We start from the raw sequence: 16,310 nt of genomic DNA, 5'->3' as shown, positions 1-16,310 counted from the left end.
CCCAGGGGCTAGAACCGGAGCGGCGGCTCGGCCAGGGGGGTGAGCAGCATGCGCCCCGCGAAGCCGACCGCCGTGTCCAGGCGTTCCGTGAACTCGTCGGCCACATCGGGGAGTTCACGCAGGGCCCACAGGGCCCGGGCCGCCGTCCACGCGGCGTCCCGGGCGCGGTCCAGGCTCCAGGAGCCGAGCAGGTGGGTCAGCGGGTCGGCGATCCGGAACAGGTCGGGGCCCGGCATCAGATCGTCGCGGATGCGCTCCTCCAGCGAGACGAGGAGATCGCCCACCATGTCGAACTCGTCCTCCAGATCGACGGGAGCGCAGCCGAGCGTACGGCAGGTGTCCACGACGGCCAGCGCGAGATCGTGCCCGATGTGCGCGTTGATGCCCGCCAGCGCGAACTGCAAGGGACGTACCCCGGGATGGCGGCGCAACTGGAACAGCGGCCGCCAGCAGGCCGGCGGGCGCCGCTCGTCCGCCACCGTCTCGACGGCCGCCAGGTACCGCTGCGCGAACCGCACGTCCAGCGTGATCGCGGCGTGGGAGTCCGCGAACCGCCCGGTGTCGACGTACCGGTCCACGGCCTCCGTCACCGCGAGGTAGACGCGGTTGAACACCGCCACACCGTCCCGCGGGTGCAGGGCCGCGTCGAGCGCGCGCATACGGGAGATGACGGCGTCGACCGGAGTGTCCACGGCTGGGGGGACTTGTTCGCATCGCGGCATGCGGGCAGAGTCGCAGCTCTAGGCTGGCGGGAGCACCGGCGGGCCCGGCGCTTCCCCGAAACGGGGGAACCGCGCCCGCCGCAGGGGGAGGGGGAGCAGCACCGTGTCAGGCTCGCGTGCCCAGCGACTGGCCGCCCGCAGGACAGGGCGCAGGCGGGCCGCCCGGCGTGGCGCGATGGTCGTGGCGGCCTCGCTCGTCGTCGTGGCCGGCGCGGTCGCGGGGGTCCTCGCCGCGTTCGACGACGGCGGGCGGGCCTCCGACGAGGCCGGGCCTCCCGAGGTGTCCGCCTCGCCCCGTCTGGCCCCCCTGCCGGCCGTGCCGTCGCCGTCCCCGACCGCCACCGCCGGATCCGCTTCCCCCTCACCGTCTCCGTCGGCCCGCCGGACCGAGAGCCCCCCGCCGGCGAAGCCGGAGAAGAAGAAGCGGGAGCGCACCACCACCGTGGCCGGACGGCTCTACCGCCATCCCGAATCCCAGGTCCTCGACTGGGTCCGCTCCCACTCCGGCGATCCGCGGCACGCGGTCATCGCGTCCCGTATCGCCGAGCAGCCCGCGGCCGTCTGGTTCGCCGACTACTCACCGGACACCGTCACCGCCCGGGTCGCCGCCGTGGCATCGGGCGGGACCGCGCTCGGCAGGGTGCCGGTCGTCGTGCCGTACGCGATCCCCGGCCGGGACTGCGGCGGCCACTCCCAGGGCGGTGCCCCCGGCCTGGACGCCTACGACGCCTGGATCGACCGGTTCGCGGCCGGGCTGGGCTCCGGCGAGATCATCGTCGTCCTGGAGCCCGACTCCGTCGCCCAGGCCGAGTGCCTCTCCGCCGGCGAACGCGCGGACCGCTTCGCCTCGCTGGCCCGGGCCGGCCGCGTCCTGAAGGCCGCCAACCCCCGGGCGCGGGTCTACTTCGACGCCGGACACTCGGGCTGGAACGCGCCCGGCAGGCAGGCGGCGTGGCTCAGGCAGGCCGGTGCCGCCTCACCCGAGTCCTCCGACGGCATCTTCAGCAACGTCTCCAACTTCCACACCACCGCGGCCGAGGTCGCCTACGACCGGCGGGTCCTCGACGCGCTCGGCGGCCCGGCGAGCCTCGGCGCGGTCATCGACACCAGCCGCAACGGCAACGGCGCCCCGGCCGACGGCGAGTGGTGCGACCCGGCCGGCCGCAAGCTCGGCCGGGCCCCGACCCTGAGCACCGGCGAGGCCCGGATCGACGCCTACCTGTGGGTGAAGCTGCCGGGGGAGTCGGACGGCTGCAAGGGCAGGCCCGGGACGTTCACGGCCTCGTACGCCTACGACCTGGCGTCGTCGTAGGAGGAGGTGCCCTCGTCCAGCAGCGGCGCCTGCGTCTTCAAGTGGGCCGGCGCGAAGGCCCGCAGGGCGTGGTAGCCGGTGATGACGACGATCGTGCCGAGTGCGATGCCGCTCAGCGAGAACGTGTCCGAGAACTTCAGGGAGACGTTGCCGACGCCGATGATGATGCCGGCCGCCGCCGGGACCAGGTTCAGCGGATTGCGCAGGTCCACCTTGGCGTTGATCCAGATCTGCGCGCCGAGCAGGCCGATCATGCCGTACAGGATGACGGTGATGCCGCCCAGCACCCCGCCCGGGATCGCCGCCACGACCGCGCCGAACTTCGGGCAGACGCCGAAGAGCAGGGCGAAGCCGGCGGCGGCCCAGTACGCGGCCGTCGAGTACACGCGGGTCGCGGCCATCACGCCGATGTTCTCGGAGTACGTGGTGTTGGGCGGGCCGCCGACCGCTGTGGACAGCATCGAGCCGACGCCGTCGGCCGCGATCGCCGTGCCGAGCTTGTCGTCCAGCGAGTCGCCGGTCATCTCGCCGACCGCCTTCACGTGCCCGGCGTTCTCCGCGACCAGCGCGATGACGACCGGCAGGGCGACCAGGATCGCCGACCACTCGAAGGACGGGGCGTGCAGGGTCGGCAGCCCGATCCAGTCGGCCTGGCCCACGCCGGAGAGGTCCAGCCGCCAGTGGTCGGTGACCTTGCCGCTCGCGTCCACCGAGTGGATCTTGCCGAAGACCAGGTCGGACACCCAGGAGATGCCGTATCCGAAGACCAGCCCCAGGAAGATCGCGATCCGGGACCAGAAGCCGCGCAGGCAGACCACCGCCAGACCGGTGAAGAGCATGACCAGCAGGGCCGTCCACTGGTCCTGCGGCCAGTACGTCGAGGCCGTCACCGGCGCCAGGTTGAAGCCGATGAGCATCACCACCGCGCCGGTGACGATCGGCGGCATGGTGGCGTGGATGATCCGCGCCCCGAACCGCCGCACGGCCAGCCCCACCAGGAACAGCGCGCCCCCGACGACGAACACCGCTCCCGTGACCGTCGCGCTGCTGCCGCCCTGCGCGCGGATCACCGCCGCCACACCGACGAACGAAAGCGAGCAGCCCAGGTAGCTGGGCACGCTGCCGCGCGTGGCGAGCAGGAACACGACGGTCGCGACGCCCGACATCATGATCGCGAGGTTCGGGTCCAGGCCCATCAGGACCGGCGCCACGAAGGACGCACCGAACATCGCCACGACGTGCTGGGCGCCGAGCCCTGCCGTGCGGGGCCAGGAGAGCCGCTCGTCGGGGCGGACCACGGCGCCGGGCGCCGGGATCTTTCCGTCGCCGTGCAGTTTCCAGCGGACGCCGAGATCCATGGTGCGGTTTCGCTTTCGTCGTGCGTGCGAGTGTCCGGACCATTGTCGGGGTGTGCCGCGCTGATGACCGGGGCGGGTGTCCTCAGGGCCGCCGTTCGGGGACCGGCGTGTCCCTCCGGCCGATCTTCGTCCGTTCGCCGGGGCGGAGCACACCGGCGAACGCCACCAGGCCGCACGACAGCGCCGTCACCAGGCAGAACGACACCATCAGGCTGGTCGCCTGCGCCAGCACGCCGATCGCGCTCGGCGCGATCAGCCCCGAGGTGTAGGTGATGGTCGCGACGCCCGCGATGGCCAGGCTCGGGTTGGATCCGCTGCGGCCGGCCGCGGCGAAGCACAGCGGCACGACGACGGCGATGCCCAGGCCCATCAGCGCGAACCCGCTCATGGCCACCGCCGGATGGTCCGCGACGACGATCAGCAGCCCGCCGAGGACGGCGAACACACCGCTCGCGCGCACCGTCCGCACGGCACCGAAGCGGTCGACGATCCTGTCACCGGCCAGCCGGGCGACCGCCATGGTGAGCGTGAAGCCCGTCGTGCAGGCCGCGGCGAGACCGGCCGAGGTCTCCAGCTGCTCGCGCAGGTAGACCGCCGACCAGTCCAGGCTCGCGCCCTCCGCGAACACCGCGCAGAACCCGATCGCGCCGATGAGCAGCGCCGAGCGGGGCGGCAGCGCGAAGCGCGGCGGCGGCTCCTCGTCCTCGGCGGGCTGGAGGTCGAGCACCCACTGGCAGGACGCCACGCCGACCACGGTCAGGACCGCGGCGGCCAGGACGTGGTGCAGCCGGGCGTCCGAGCCGAGGTGCGCGGCGAGGGTGCCGGCCGCCGAGCCGACCAGGGCGCCCGCGCTCCACATGCCGTGCAGCCCGGACATGATCGACCGGCCGAGGCGGTTCTCGACCTCGACGCCCAGCGCGTTCATCGCCACGTCCGCCATGCCCGCCGTCGCGCCGTACGTGAACAGGGCCAGGCACAGCGTCAGGAGGTTCGGGGCGAGGGAGGGCAGGACCAGGGACAGTGTCCACAGGGCGATCAGTCCGCGCAGCGCGTTGCGGGCGCCGAAGCGGTGGCTGATGCTCCCGGCGAGCGGCATCGCCACGGACGCGCCGAGCGCGGGGAAGGCGAGCGCGATCCCCAACTGGCCCGCGCTCACGCCCGCGTGGTCCTGGATCCACGGCACGCGGGTCGCGAACGAGCCGGTCACGGCGCCGTGCACGGCGAAGACGGCGGCCACGGCGTACCGGGACCGCTTCAACTCGCGTTGTTCGTCGACCACCTTGCCCATTCTGCGGTCCCCCTCCAGGTCTCTGCCGTGCTCGTGTCCGGTGCGGGCGTAAACTATCAGGAACCCTGCCTGATAATAAGAGGGTCTCCCGGCAGGCCACGGCCGACGGCTCCGTCCGTCTGGAAGGATCCCGGCATGCCCGCATCCCCGAGCACCGCCCGGGCCATCAACGACCGGCTCGCCCTGCGTCTGCTCCAGCAGGAAGGCCCGTTGACGGCAGGGCAGTTGAAGCAGCTGACCGGTCTGTCCCGGCCGACCGTCGCCGACCTCGTCGAACGCCTCACCGCCGCAGGGCTGATCGCGGTGGTCGGCGAGGCGGGGGAGCAGCGGCGCGGCCCCAACGCGAAGGTCTACGGCATCGTCGCCGACCGGGCCCACCTGGCCGCCCTGGACGTCCGCACCGAAGGGGTCGCCGTGGCCGTCGCGGACCTGGTGGGGCGGGTACTGGCCGAGGCGTCGGTGCCGATCGGCGGGGACACCGGAACGGGGCCCGCCGTGGAGCAGGCGGTCACACTGGTCGAGCGCGTGGCGAAGGAGGCCGGTGCCGACCGCCTGCACACCGTGGGGATCGGGGCGCCCGGTCTGATCGACCCGTCCAGCGGCGAACTCCGCGACTCCACCGGGCTGCCGGAGTGGCACCGCCGGCTCGTCGCCACCCTCCAGGAGCGGCTGCCCGAGGCCCGCGTCAGCGTCGAGAACGAGACCAACCTCGCGGCAGTGGCCGAGCAGCGCGACGGGGCGGCCCAGGACCGGGACACCTTCGTCCTGCTGTGGCTGGGCCACGGGACGGGAGCTGCCGTGGTCCTCGACGGCGCCCTCCGGCGCGGAGCCTCCGGTGGCACCGGAGAGATCGGCTTCCTCCCGGTCCCGGGCACCACCGCACTGCCGTCGGCCGCGGACTGCGCGGGCGGCTTCCATTCGCTGGCCTCCGCGGCGGCGGTCGTGTCCCTCGCGGCCGAGTGCGGGATTCCGGCGACGCCGGGGGAGCAGACGTCCGCGGTGGCGGTGGTACGGGCGGCCGTCGCCGTCGTGCGGGCGGCGGCGGACGGGGGGCCGGGGGAGGAGCCGACCGCGAGCGTGGAGCTCCCGGTGCCGGCGAGCGGAACCGGGAGCGCCACGCCCGCGCCGGGAGGGCGCGCGCCCGCACCCGGGAGTTCGGGGCCGCCGGCGTCGGGAGGGCGCGTGCCCACGTTCGGAGGTGCGGGGCCGTCGGCGTCGGGAGGGCCCGGGCTCACGCTCGGGAGTTCGGGGCCGTCGGCGTCGGGAGGGCGCGTGCCCACGTTCGGAGGTGCGGGGCCGTCGGCGCCGGGAGGACGCGCACCCATCCCCGGGAGTTCGGGGCCGCTGCTGCCGGGAGGGGCCGCCCCCGTGCCCGGGGCCGGGCCTCGCCCCCTCGGAGCCGAGGCGCCCGCACCTCCCGCCCCTGCCCCCGCCGCCCGCTTTCTGGACGCCCTCGCCGATCGTCTCGCCGTCGGGGTCGCCTCCGTCGTGGCGATCCTCGATCCCGGGTGCGTGGTGCTCGGCGGTGAGGTCGGTCAGGCCGGTGGCGAGGAACTCGCCGCACGGGTGCGGGACCGCCTCGCGCGGATGACGCCCCTGCCCACGGAGGTACGGGCGACGAGCCTGGGCGGCGGCGCGGTCCTGCGGGGCGCACTGCTGACGGCCCGGGACCGCGCCCAGGAGGAACTGTTCACGCCCGGAGAGCCCCCACCCCCGCCCTCCCCGGGCTGGTAGGCCGTCAGGCCCGGGAACCGCCTCCTCCCGCCCACCTCCCTCAGACGCCGGACCGCCCGCTTCCCGACGGGACGTGGCCGCCCCCGAACCGCCTCTTCAGGTGCTCCTCGAACGACCCCTTGCCCACCGCCCGTCGCGGCGCCAGATGTCCCCCGCTCCGGAAGCCCCGGTACGCCGCTCCCCACAGCGGTACGTTCACCACCGCCCGCCGGCGGCCCGAGGCCTTCAGATACGCACGGGCGAAGGCCGCCAGGGGTCGTTCCTCCGGCCCGCCCATGTCCTCGACCCGCCCCGCCGGCGCGGCCGCCGCCAGCTCGACCAACCGGTCCGCGACCTCGGCCACCTCCACCGGCTGGTCCCGCACGCCCGCCGGGAGGAACATCACCGGCAGCTTCGACAGCCCCTGGAACATCATGATCAGCAGGTCGTGGAACTGCGTCGCCCGCAGTACGGTCCAGCCGATCCCCGACCCCTCGACCAGCCTCTCCACCGCGAGCTTGCTCCGGTAGTACGGGAACGGCACCTCGTCGACACCCACGATCGACACGTAGACGAGATGACGCACGCCCGCACCGCGCGCCGCCCTGATCAGGTTCTGAGCCGCCTGCTCGTCCCCCTTCTGTGCCGTCGCGCAGTGCACGATCGTGTCCACACCGGCGACGGCCGCGTCCAGCGCGGCTCCGCCCGCCCGCAGGTCCACCGCGTACGGCTCGCTGTGCCGGCTGAGCGCCCGCACCTCGTGCCCGCCCGCGCGCAACCGCTCGACGACGAGCCGCCCCAGCGTTCCGGTGCCGCCGGTCACCAGGATCGTGGTCATGCTGTTCAGCCCCTTCGGACGCCGGGCGCTCCCGGGTGGAGCGCCCCTCGCCGACTCAGACCGAACAGCCCCGCCGAATGTGACAGGCGCGCCCAGCGGTCCTACGGCCGGGTGAGCTGACGCCGTGCGAACGCCAGCTTCTCCGGGTTGACCACGGCCCGCACACCCGTGACCAGCCCGTCGCGTACCTCGACCACCGACAGTCCGACGAGCGTGTCGCCCGCCCAGCCGGCCAGCCCCAGCTGCCCGTTGACCTCCGTCGGCACGAAGTCCAGGCCCCGCGCGAACTTCGGCCCGCCGCCCGCCAGGAAGCGGGCGATCGCGGGCCCGCCCTCGACGGGCCACCGCGCGGCGGTGACCTTGCCGCCACCGTCGCTCCACCAGGTCGCGTCGGCCGCGAGCAGCTTCTCCAGCCCGGCCAGGTCCCCGTCGCGGGCCGCCGTGATGAACGATGTGACCAGCTCTTCCTGCCGTTCGGAGGCGGGCTCGAACCGGGCCCGCGGTTCGCCCACCCGCCGCACGGCACGCCGGTACAGCTGACGGCAGTTGGCCTCGCTCAGGTCCAGTACCCCGGCGATCTCCCGGTGCCCGTAGCCGAACGCCTCCCGCAGCACGTACACGGCCCGTTCGGTCGGCGTCAGCCGCTCCAGCAACACCAGCATCGCCATCGACACGGCGTCCCGCTGCTCCACGGACTCCAGCGGGCCGAGCGTGCCGTCCGAGGTGACCACGGGCTCGGGCAGCCAGGTACCGACGTACCTCTCGCGCCGGGCCCGCGCGGAGGTGAGCCGGTTCAGGCAGAGGTTGGTGACGACCTTGGCCATCCAGGCCGCCGGGTGCTCGATCCCCGACCGGTCGGCACCGCTGTAGCGCAAGTAGGCGTCCTGGACCGCGTCCTCGGCCTCCTCGGCTGAGCCCAGCAGCCGGTAGGCGAGCGAGAACAGCCTGGGCCGGTGGACTTCGAACTCCTCGGCGGTGGTCCTGGTCATACGACTCACCCTGCCAGAGGGCGGCCCGCCCCGGCGTCGGGAGCCCCCGTGCGGGGGTCCGGTGTGGGAAGGCCCGACGGCGGGCAAGGGCCGTCGTCACCGCCGCCGGGCCGGTCAGTGGGGGTGAGCCGACCCTGACGTTGACCCTAGAAAGGACTAGACCACATCGTCAATAGGTGTGTACCAATGCCGTCTCGCGGGGTGCCGCGGCGACGCCCTGTGTCGGGGCGCCGGTCGCGCTCGGGAAGGAGTGCGACACGGTCTGTGAGGCAGCCCACATGCAAGGCCCCTCTGCGCCACGATCAGGCGTGGCACACTGGCCGTGTACCAGTAGCAGCGCACTCCGGGGTCGGTGAAAGTCCGAACCGGCGGTTACAGTCCGCGACCCGGTCGCCTCCAGCGACCGGTTGACCAGGTGAAATTCCTGGACCGACGGTTAAAGTCCGGATGGGAGGCAGTGCGCGGCGAGCGGGCATTCGTGCGCGCCGCCGAGAAGTCCGTCCCCGTGGCGGACTCCGTCCGGCGTCGTACCCGGTGTCCCTGCTCGTACTTCTGTCGTCATCGACAGCCCCGGAGTCCGTGCCCGAAGAGGCAGGAGGACCCGGGAAGTGTTCACCGGAATCGTCGAAGAGCTGGGCGAGGTCACCGCCGTCGAGACCCTCGACGACGCCTGTCGCTTCCGCCTGCGAGGCCCGGTCGTCACCCAAGGCGCCAAGCACGGCGACTCGATCGCGGTGAACGGCGTCTGCCTGACGGTCGTCGACCACGAGGGCGACGAATTCACCGCCGACGTCATGGCCGAGACGCTGAACCGCTCCAGCCTCGGCGCCCTCCGGGCCGGCTCCCGGGTCAACCTCGAACGCCCCATGGCCGTCGGCGAACGCCTCGGCGGGCACATCGTGCAGGGCCACGTGGACGGCACCGGCGAGATCCTGGAGCGCAAGCCCTCGGAGAACTGGGAGATTGTGAAGATCTCCCTGCCCGCCCAACTCACCCGCTACGTGGTCGAGAAGGGTTCCATCACCGTCGACGGCATCAGCCTCACGGTCGTCGACGCCGGCACCGACCACTTCACCGTCAGCCTCATCCCCACCACCCTCGACCTGACCACGCTCGGCCACAAGCAGCCCGGCGACCCGGTCAACCTCGAAGTGGACGTCATCGCGAAGTACGTCGAGCGGATGCTGGGCGACCGTGCGCAGGGGGCGACCCGGTGAACTCGCTGAACTCCGAGGCCTTCACCGTCTTCGGCCAGCACATCCTCTGGTCCGACATGGTCGGCAACCTCTTCGGCCTGGCCGCCCTCGCCCTCGGCTGGCGGCGCTCCATCTGGACCTGGCCCGTGCAGTTCCTGGCCGGCCTCATCCTCTTCGGGGCCTTCTACGGTCACCTCACCGGCAGCGCGGGCAAGCAGGCGGTCGTCGTGCTCGTCGCCGCCTACGGCTGGTGGCAGTGGCAGCGCGGCAAGGGGCAGGGGGACGACGGCCACATCGCCGTACGGTTCGCCACCTGGCGTGAGCGCGCGGCGATGGCCGCGGCGGCCGCCGCCGGCACGGTCGCGGTGGCGCTGCTCTTCACGGCGTACCCGAAGCTGTCCTGGGACCCCTGGCCGGACGCCTACATATTCGTCGGCACCATCGTCGCGATGTACGCCCAGGCGCGCGGCATGGTCGAGTTCTGGTTCGCCTGGCTGCTCGTCGACGTCGTCGGCGTCCCCCTCAACTTCGCCAACGGCTACGCCTTCTCCGGCTTCGTCTACGTCATCTACGGCGCGCTCGTCCTGTGGGGCTTGCGCGACTGGTGGCTGCGCTCGCGTCAGGCCGCGCGGCCCACCCTGGAAGGAGCGCCGGCATGAGCGCCACAACCGCCCTGTACAGCACCGCCGATGTCGAGACCTTCGCGCTCGACCCCGTCGAGCAGGCCATCGCCGACATCGCGGCCGGCCGCCCCGTCGTGGTCGTCGACGACGAGGACCGGGAGAACGAGGGCGACCTCGTCATCGCCGCCGAGAAGGCGACCCCCGAGATCGTCGCCTTCATGATGAGCGAGTGCCGCGGCCTGATCTGCGCCCCCATGGAGGGCGACGAACTGGACCGGCTGAACCTCCCGCAGATGGTCGAGGACAACACCGAGTCGATGAAGACCGCGTTCACGGTCTCCGTCGACGCCTGTGCCGCGCACGGCGTGAGCACCGGCATCTCCGCCTCCGACCGCGCCACCACGCTCCGGCTGCTCGCCGACGGCGTGACCGGGCCCGACGACTTCGTCCGCCCCGGCCACATCTTCCCGCTGCGCGCCCGGCCCGGCGGGGTCCTCGCCCGCAACGGCCACACCGAGGCCGCCGTCGACCTCGCCCGGCTCGCGGGCCTGCGCCCGGCCGGCGCGATCGTCGAGATCGCCGGCGAGGACGGCACCATGCTGCGCCTGCCCGAGCTGATCCCCTTCGCCCGCAAGCACGGCCTGACGATCATCTCCATCGAGGACCTGATCGCCTACCGCCGCAGCAGCGAGCCCACCGTCCGCCGCGAGGCCAGGACCCAACTGCCCACCGCCCACGGCACCTTCACCGCCCACGGCTACCGCTCCACGGTCGACGGTGTCGAGCACGTCGCCCTGGTGCACGGCGAGATCGGCGACGGCCAGGACGTCCTCGTCCGCGTCCACTCCGAATGCCTCACCGGCGACGTCTTCGGCTCGGCCCGCTGCGACTGCGGCCCCCAGCTCGACGCCTCCCTCGCCCGCATCCAGGAAGAGGGCCGCGGCGTCGTGGTCTACCTGCGCGGACACGAGGGCCGCGGCATCGGCCTGATGTCCAAGCTGCGCGCCTACGAACTCCAGGAACGCGGCCGCGACACCCTCGACGCCAACCTCGAACTCGGCCTGCCGGCCGACGCCCGGGACTACGCCGCCGGCGCGCAGATCCTCGCCGACCTCGGCGTGCGCGGCGTCCGGCTGCTGACCAACAACCCCGACAAGACCGACGCGCTCGTCCGCCACGGCATCGCGGTCCAGGCCCGCGTGCCGATGCCCGTGAACGCCGGCGAGCACAACCTCCGCTACCTGCGCACCAAGCGGGACCGGATGGGCCACGACCTGCCCTGGCTGGACACGACCACCGTGCCGGCCTGCGGCAACCAGTAACAGAGCACTAGAGGAGCAACGTGAGCGGCAAGGGTGCACCGGAGCTGTCCGTACGCAATGTGGGTGACCTCCGGGTCGCCGTCATCGCGGCACAGTGGCACGAGAAGGTGATGGACGGACTGGTGGACGGCGCCCTGCGCGCCCTGCACGACCTGGGCATCGACGAGCCGACCCTGCTCCGGGTCCCCGGCAGCTGGGAGCTCCCGGTCGTCGCCAAGGTCCTCGCAGGCCGCGGCTACGACGCGATCGTCGCCCTCGGCGTCGTCATCCGCGGCGGGACCCCCCACTTCGAGTACGTGTGCCAGGGCGTGACCCAGGGCCTCACCCAGGTCTCCGTCGACACCGGCGTCCCCGTCGGCTTCGGCGTGCTCACCTGCGACACCGAGGAGCAGGCCCTGGACCGCGCCGGCATCGAGGGCTCCAACGAGGACAAGGGACACGAGGCGGTGACGGCGGCGGTGGCGACCGCGGCCACCCTCCGCTCAGTATCCGAACCCTGGCGCTGACGGAAGCCACCTGTGGCATAGGCTGAGCGTCACCATGTCCAAGAAGACGTTCGAGGAGCTCTTCACCGAGCTCCAGCACAAGGCCGCCCAGGGCGACCCCGCCACTTCCCGCACCGCAGAACTGGTCGGGAAGGGCGTCCACGCCATCGGCAAGAAGGTCGTCGAAGAGGCCGCCGAGGTGTGGATGGCCGCCGAGTACGAGGGCAAGGAAGCCGCCGCCGAGGAGATCTCGCAGCTGCTCTACCACGTCCAGGTGATGATGGTCGCCCGCGGCATCTCCCTCGACGACGTCTACGCCCACCTCTGAGTCGCACACCCGTTCCCGTAAGACACCACGCAAAGGAAGCCGACCTCATGCTGCGCATCGCCGTCCCCAACAAGGGTTCCCTGTCCGGCCCTGCGGCGGAGATGCTGCATGAGGCCGGCTACCAGCAGCGCCGGGAGTCCAAGGAACTGCGGATCGTGGACCCGGTGAACGAGGTCGAGTTCTTCTACCTCCGCCCCCGCGACATCGCGATCTACGTCGCCAGCGGGCAGCTCGACATCGGCCTCACCGGCCGGGACCTGCTCATCGACTCCGGCGCCGAAGCCGAGGAGATCCTCGCGCTCGGCTTCGCCCGCTCCACCTTCCACTACGCCGCCAAGCCCGGCACGATCAGCGGCCTGGCGGACCTGGCCGGCAAGACCGTCGCCACCTCCTACGAGGGCATCGTCGCGGCGCACCTCGCCGAGCACGGCATCGACGCCTCCGTCGTCCACCTCGACGGGGCCGTCGAGACCGCCATCCAGCTCGGCGTCGCCCAGGTCATCGCCGACGTCGTCGAGACCGGCACCTCGCTGCGCAACGCGGGCCTGGAGGTCGCAGGCGAGCCGATCATGAAGTCCGAGGCGGTGGTGATCCGCCGCACCGGCGCGGACGCCGACGACGTCAAGGTGCAGCAGTTCCTGCGCCGCCTCCAGGGCGTCCTGGTCGCCCGGACGTACGTGATGATGGACTACGACTGCCGCGTCGAGCAGCTGGAGAAGGCCGTCGCCCTCACGCCCGGCCTGGAGTCGCCGACCGTCTCCCCGCTGCACAACGAGGGCTGGGTCGCCGTCCGCGCCATGGTCCCGGCCAAGGAAGCCCAGCGGATCATGGACGACCTGTACGACATCGGCGCCCGGGCCATCCTGACCACGGCCATCCACGCCTGCCGTCTCTGAGGGGCGTACGCGAGATGTCCGATCTGCCCACCCTGCCCGTCACGTTCCGGCCGGGCAGCACCCGCGTGGTGCTGCTCACCGCGGCCGTCGCCGTCTTCGTCGTGATCACGGCGGTCGCGATGCTGCTGAAGCAGCTCAGCCCCGCCGAGCGCGTCAGCTTCATCTTCACGGCGCTGCTGCTGGACGGTGTGCTGCTGCTCCTGGCACGTCCCAAGGTCGTCGTCGACGAGGACGGCGTCACTGTCGTCAATCTCACGAACAAGCGCCGGCTGGAGTGGGCGGAGATCCTCCAGGTGACCCTCCGGCCGGGCGACCCCTGGGTGTTCCTCAACCTCAGCGACGGCACCAGCCTGCCTGCTCTGGGCATCCAGCCGGGCCTGGCCAAGCAGCGTGCGATGGCCGACGCCCGGGCGCTGCGGGCGCTCGCCGAGGCCCGTTCCGCGGCGGGCCCCGAAGGGCATCGGGGCTGACTCGCGCAATCCTCCGGGTGGCCGCCACTGCCGCACCGGGCCGTGTCTTGATTAATCTGTTGGCGGAGGCGTGATGGATACGCCTCCGCTTCTGTCGCCCCGACCGGTGCACAGAGGCTCCTGCTAACCGAGGAGTGACCCCCTCCGGCGATGGACGGATCGTCCTGCAGTACCTGCGCCGCCCCCTGCCGACATAGCGCGGACCTCGTCGCCGAGGTTCGCGACCGTGCGGAGGCGGCGGCACCATGACCACCCCCCTGCTGCTCCTGGCAGCCGCGTTCCTGCTGATTCTCGCCAACGGATTCTTCGTGGCGGCCGAGTTCGGACTCGTGACGGTCGAGCGGCCGGAGGCCGAGAAGGCCGCCGCCGAAGGCGACCGGCGCGCCCACCGGGTCGTCGAATCACTCAGGGAACTGTCCTTCCAGCTCTCCGGCACCCAGCTCGGCATCACCATCACCTCGCTCGTCGTCGGCATGCTCGCCGAACCGGCGCTCGCCGAGCTGCTGCACGGCCCGTTCACCTCGATCGGCATCCCCGAGGGAGCCGTCTCCGGTGTCACGGTCGTCGTCGGCATGCTGCTGGCCTCCGCCGTGCAGATGGTGATCGGCGAGCTGCTGCCCAAGAACTGGGCGGTGTCCCGGCCGCTTCAGGTCGCGCGTTTCGTCGCGGGCCCGCAGCACGTCTTCGCCCGGCTGTTCCGCCCGGTCATCGCCGGTCTCAACGCCGTCGCCAACCGGCTCGTGCGCGCCCTGGGCATCGAACCCACCGAGGAGCTGGCCTCCGCCCGCACCCCGGGGGAGCTCGTCTCCCTGGCCCGCCACTCGGCCCTGGCCGGCGCCCTGGAGCAGGACACGGCCGACCTGTTCGTGCGGACCCTGTCGCTGGGCGAGCTCACCGCGCAGCACGTGATGACGCCGCGCGTGAAGGTCAGCGCCCTCCAGTCCTCGGCCACCGCCGAGGACGTCGTCAATCTGACCCGCGCCACCGGTCTGTCCCGCTTCCCGGTCTACCGGGAGAAGATCGACGAGGTCGTCGGCATGGCCCACCTCAAGGACGCCCTGGCCGTGCCCGTCCAGGACCGGCTGCGCACCCCCGTCGGGCACATCGCCCGCCCGGCGCTGCTCGTCCCCGAGACGCTGCCCGTACGGCCGCTCCTCACCCGCCTGCGCAGCGAGCAGCCCATCGCGGTCGTCGTCGACGAGTACGGCGGCACCGCCGGTGTCGTCACTCTGGAGGACATCGTCGAGGAGATCGTCGGTGAGGTCCGCGACGAGCACGACGGGCACGACCTGCCCGAGCTGGCCGCCGCGCCCCCGGAGGACGGCAGGCCCGCCTGGGACGTCGACGGCAGCTGCCGGGTCGACGTCCTGCGGCGCATAGGCCTCGACGTGCCCGAGGGCCCGTACGAGACCGTCGCCGGCCTGATCGCCGACCTGCTGGGCCGTATCCCGGCCGTCGGCGACAAGGCGGAGCTGCCCGGCTGGCGGCTGTCGGTGCGCCAGGTCGGCCACTACCGCGCGGAACGGGTCCGGCTGGTGCGGACCGCCCCGGTGGTCTCCATGGCGGAGGCCGTCCGATGAGCGTGCTCCAACTCTTGTTCGCCGCGTTGCTCGTGCTCGCCAACGGCTTCTTCGTCGGCGCCGAGTTCGCGCTGGTCTCCGTACGCCGCAGCCAGATCGAACCGCTCGGCACCGCCCGCGCCCGGCAGGTCCTCTACGGTCTTGAGCGGCTGCCGCAGATGATGGCCGCGGCCCAGTTCGGCATCACCATCTGCTCCCTCACCCTCGGTGCGGTCGCCGAACCGACGGTCGCCCACCTGCTGGAGCCGGTCTTCGAGTGGATCCACCTGCCGCACGGCATGATCCACCCGCTGACCTACGTCATCGCACTGGCCGCGGTGGTCTTCTTCCACCTCGTCATCGGCGAGATGGTCCCGAAGAACCTGGCGATGGCGGCGCCGGAGAAGGCCGCGCTGTGGCTCAGCCCCGGCCTGGTCTGGTTCGCGCGCTTCTGCAAGCCCATCACCGCCGCCCTCGGCGCGGTCTCGCAGGGCATCCTGCGGCTCTTCCACGTCGAGCCCAAGGACGAGGTCGAGGCGGTCTTCACCAGTGAGCAGCTCAACCGGCTGGTGGAGGACGCCGGCCAGGCGGGCCTGCTCGACCCCGAGGAGGCCGAACGCCTGGAGGACGCCCTGGAGCTGGGCTCCCGCCCGGTGACGGACGTCCTGCTCAAGCGGGAGTCGCTGGTGACGGTCAGCCCGTCGGTCACGCCCGGGCGGATCGTCGAGCTCACCGCCCGCACCGGCTACTCCCGGTTCCCGGTCGCCGCGGACAACGGCGCCTTCATGGGCTACCTGCACGTCAAGGACGTCCTCGACCTGGAGGACTCGGACCGGGCCGTTCCGCAGCACTTGTGGCGTCCCATGACGACCCTGCGGTCCGAGCTGCCGCTCGACGACGCGCTGACGGTGATGCGGCGGGCGGCGACCCACCTGGCCCAGGTGGCCGACGGGTCCGGGAAGGTCCTCGGGCTGGTCGCCCTGGAGGACGTGCTGGAGCTGCTGGTGGGGGAGGTGCGGGATCCCGCGCACCGGCAGGTGCGCGAGGTGAGGCTGACCGAGCCGAGGTCCGGCGAAGAGGTGCTGGCGACGTAGCGTCCCAGCTGCGGGCATGCGTGCCGCTGGGGGCGGCACGGGTGGGGGGGGGGGGCCCCCCCCCCCCCCCCGGGGGCCCGGGCCCCCCCCCCCACACCCCCCCAACCCCCACCCCAC

Annotated in this window: 16 protein-coding genes and 1 riboswitch; of the genes, 11 read left to right on the top strand and 5 right to left on the bottom strand. The window is 72.6% G+C overall.

Features of this window, described 5'->3' with window-relative positions:
• Positions 1-8 precede the first annotated feature (8 nt).
• Positions 9-722, bottom strand: a complete 714-nt coding sequence (locus AB0E85_RS34355) for a DUF5995 family protein (RefSeq protein ID WP_361935743.1) — start codon at positions 720-722, stop codon at positions 9-11.
• A 175-nt stretch (positions 723-897) separates the two neighbouring features.
• Here AB0E85_RS34355 and AB0E85_RS34350 point away from each other — a divergent pair, with 175 nt between their 5' ends.
• Positions 898-2,034 (top strand): glycoside hydrolase family 6 protein, encoded by a 1,137-nt coding sequence (locus tag AB0E85_RS34350; RefSeq protein ID WP_361935776.1) that lies wholly within the window; start codon positions 898-900, stop codon positions 2,032-2,034.
• Here the strand turns inward: AB0E85_RS34350 and AB0E85_RS34345 are convergent.
• Both AB0E85_RS34345 and AB0E85_RS34340 read right to left on the bottom strand, forming a co-directional pair.
• Positions 2,013-3,392: a solute carrier family 23 protein gene (locus AB0E85_RS34345; protein ID WP_361935740.1), complete on the bottom strand. Its 1,380-nt coding sequence runs from the start codon at positions 3,390-3,392 to the stop codon at positions 2,013-2,015. The two genes, AB0E85_RS34350 and AB0E85_RS34345, sit on opposite strands and share 22 nt — an antisense overlap.
• Positions 3,393-3,474: 82 nt before the next feature.
• Positions 3,475-4,680 (bottom strand): MFS transporter, encoded by a 1,206-nt coding sequence (locus AB0E85_RS34340; protein ID WP_361935737.1) that lies wholly within the window; start codon positions 4,678-4,680, stop codon positions 3,475-3,477.
• A gap of 135 nt (positions 4,681-4,815) precedes the next feature.
• Between AB0E85_RS34340 and AB0E85_RS34335 the strand changes: the two genes are divergently transcribed.
• Positions 4,816-6,414 (top strand): ROK family protein, encoded by a 1,599-nt coding sequence (locus AB0E85_RS34335; RefSeq protein ID WP_361935734.1) that lies wholly within the window; start codon positions 4,816-4,818, stop codon positions 6,412-6,414.
• Between the two features lie 40 nt (positions 6,415-6,454).
• Here the strand turns inward: AB0E85_RS34335 and AB0E85_RS34330 are convergent, their stop codons facing one another.
• Positions 6,455-7,231 (bottom strand): NAD(P)H-binding protein, encoded by a 777-nt coding sequence (locus AB0E85_RS34330; RefSeq protein ID WP_361935731.1) that lies wholly within the window; start codon positions 7,229-7,231, stop codon positions 6,455-6,457.
• Between the two features lie 101 nt (positions 7,232-7,332).
• Positions 7,333-8,220: an RNA polymerase sigma-70 factor gene (locus AB0E85_RS34325; protein ID WP_361935729.1), complete on the bottom strand. Its 888-nt coding sequence runs from the start codon at positions 8,218-8,220 to the stop codon at positions 7,333-7,335.
• A gap of 334 nt (positions 8,221-8,554) precedes the next feature.
• A riboswitch (FMN riboswitch) is annotated at positions 8,555-8,685 on the top strand.
• A 143-nt stretch (positions 8,686-8,828) separates the two neighbouring features.
• On the opposite strand from AB0E85_RS34325, the gene AB0E85_RS34320 reads away from it, so the two are divergent.
• The 9 genes from AB0E85_RS34320 (at position 8,829) to AB0E85_RS34280 (ending at position 16,193) form a co-directional block, all read left to right on the top strand.
• A complete protein-coding gene (locus AB0E85_RS34320; protein WP_361935726.1) occupies positions 8,829-9,437 on the top strand; it encodes a riboflavin synthase in 609 nt (202 codons plus the stop codon).
• A complete protein-coding gene (locus AB0E85_RS34315) occupies positions 9,434-10,075 on the top strand; it encodes a nicotinamide mononucleotide transporter family protein (protein ID WP_361935724.1) in 642 nt (213 codons plus the stop codon). Before AB0E85_RS34320 ends, AB0E85_RS34315 begins: the two co-directional genes overlap by 4 nt.
• Positions 10,072-11,361, top strand: a complete 1,290-nt coding sequence (locus AB0E85_RS34310) for a bifunctional 3,4-dihydroxy-2-butanone-4-phosphate synthase/GTP cyclohydrolase II (RefSeq protein ID WP_361935722.1) — start codon at positions 10,072-10,074, stop codon at positions 11,359-11,361. The genes AB0E85_RS34315 and AB0E85_RS34310 overlap by 4 nt, the downstream gene beginning before the upstream one ends.
• 20 nt (positions 11,362-11,381) lie before the next feature.
• Positions 11,382-11,867, top strand: a complete 486-nt coding sequence (ribH, locus tag AB0E85_RS34305; RefSeq protein ID WP_030038615.1) for a 6,7-dimethyl-8-ribityllumazine synthase — start codon at positions 11,382-11,384, stop codon at positions 11,865-11,867.
• A gap of 34 nt (positions 11,868-11,901) precedes the next feature.
• Entirely contained in the window at positions 11,902-12,174 is a 273-nt protein-coding gene (locus AB0E85_RS34300) for a phosphoribosyl-ATP diphosphatase (RefSeq protein ID WP_019983911.1), read from the top strand.
• Positions 12,175-12,221: 47 nt separating this feature from the next.
• Positions 12,222-13,070, top strand: coding sequence for an ATP phosphoribosyltransferase (gene hisG, locus AB0E85_RS34295; protein WP_361935719.1), 849 nt, complete (start codon positions 12,222-12,224; stop codon positions 13,068-13,070).
• 14 nt (positions 13,071-13,084) lie between these two features.
• Positions 13,085-13,540, top strand: coding sequence for a PH domain-containing protein (locus AB0E85_RS34290; RefSeq protein ID WP_361935717.1), 456 nt, complete (start codon positions 13,085-13,087; stop codon positions 13,538-13,540).
• A 245-nt stretch (positions 13,541-13,785) separates the two neighbouring features.
• Entirely contained in the window at positions 13,786-15,120 is a 1,335-nt protein-coding gene (locus tag AB0E85_RS34285) for a hemolysin family protein (RefSeq protein WP_361935714.1), read from the top strand.
• On the top strand, positions 15,117-16,193 hold the full coding sequence (locus AB0E85_RS34280; RefSeq protein WP_361935711.1) for a hemolysin family protein: 1,077 nt from the start codon (positions 15,117-15,119) through the stop codon (positions 16,191-16,193). The genes AB0E85_RS34285 and AB0E85_RS34280 overlap by 4 nt, the downstream gene beginning before the upstream one ends.
• Positions 16,194-16,310 lie beyond the last annotated feature (117 nt).

The organism is Streptomyces sp. NPDC029044 (assembly GCF_040637495.1).
Classification (GTDB): Bacteria; Actinomycetota; Actinomycetes; order Streptomycetales; family Streptomycetaceae; genus Streptomyces.
Note: the sequence above shows the minus strand (reverse complement) of the source record. Positions and strands in the feature narration are given on the sequence as shown.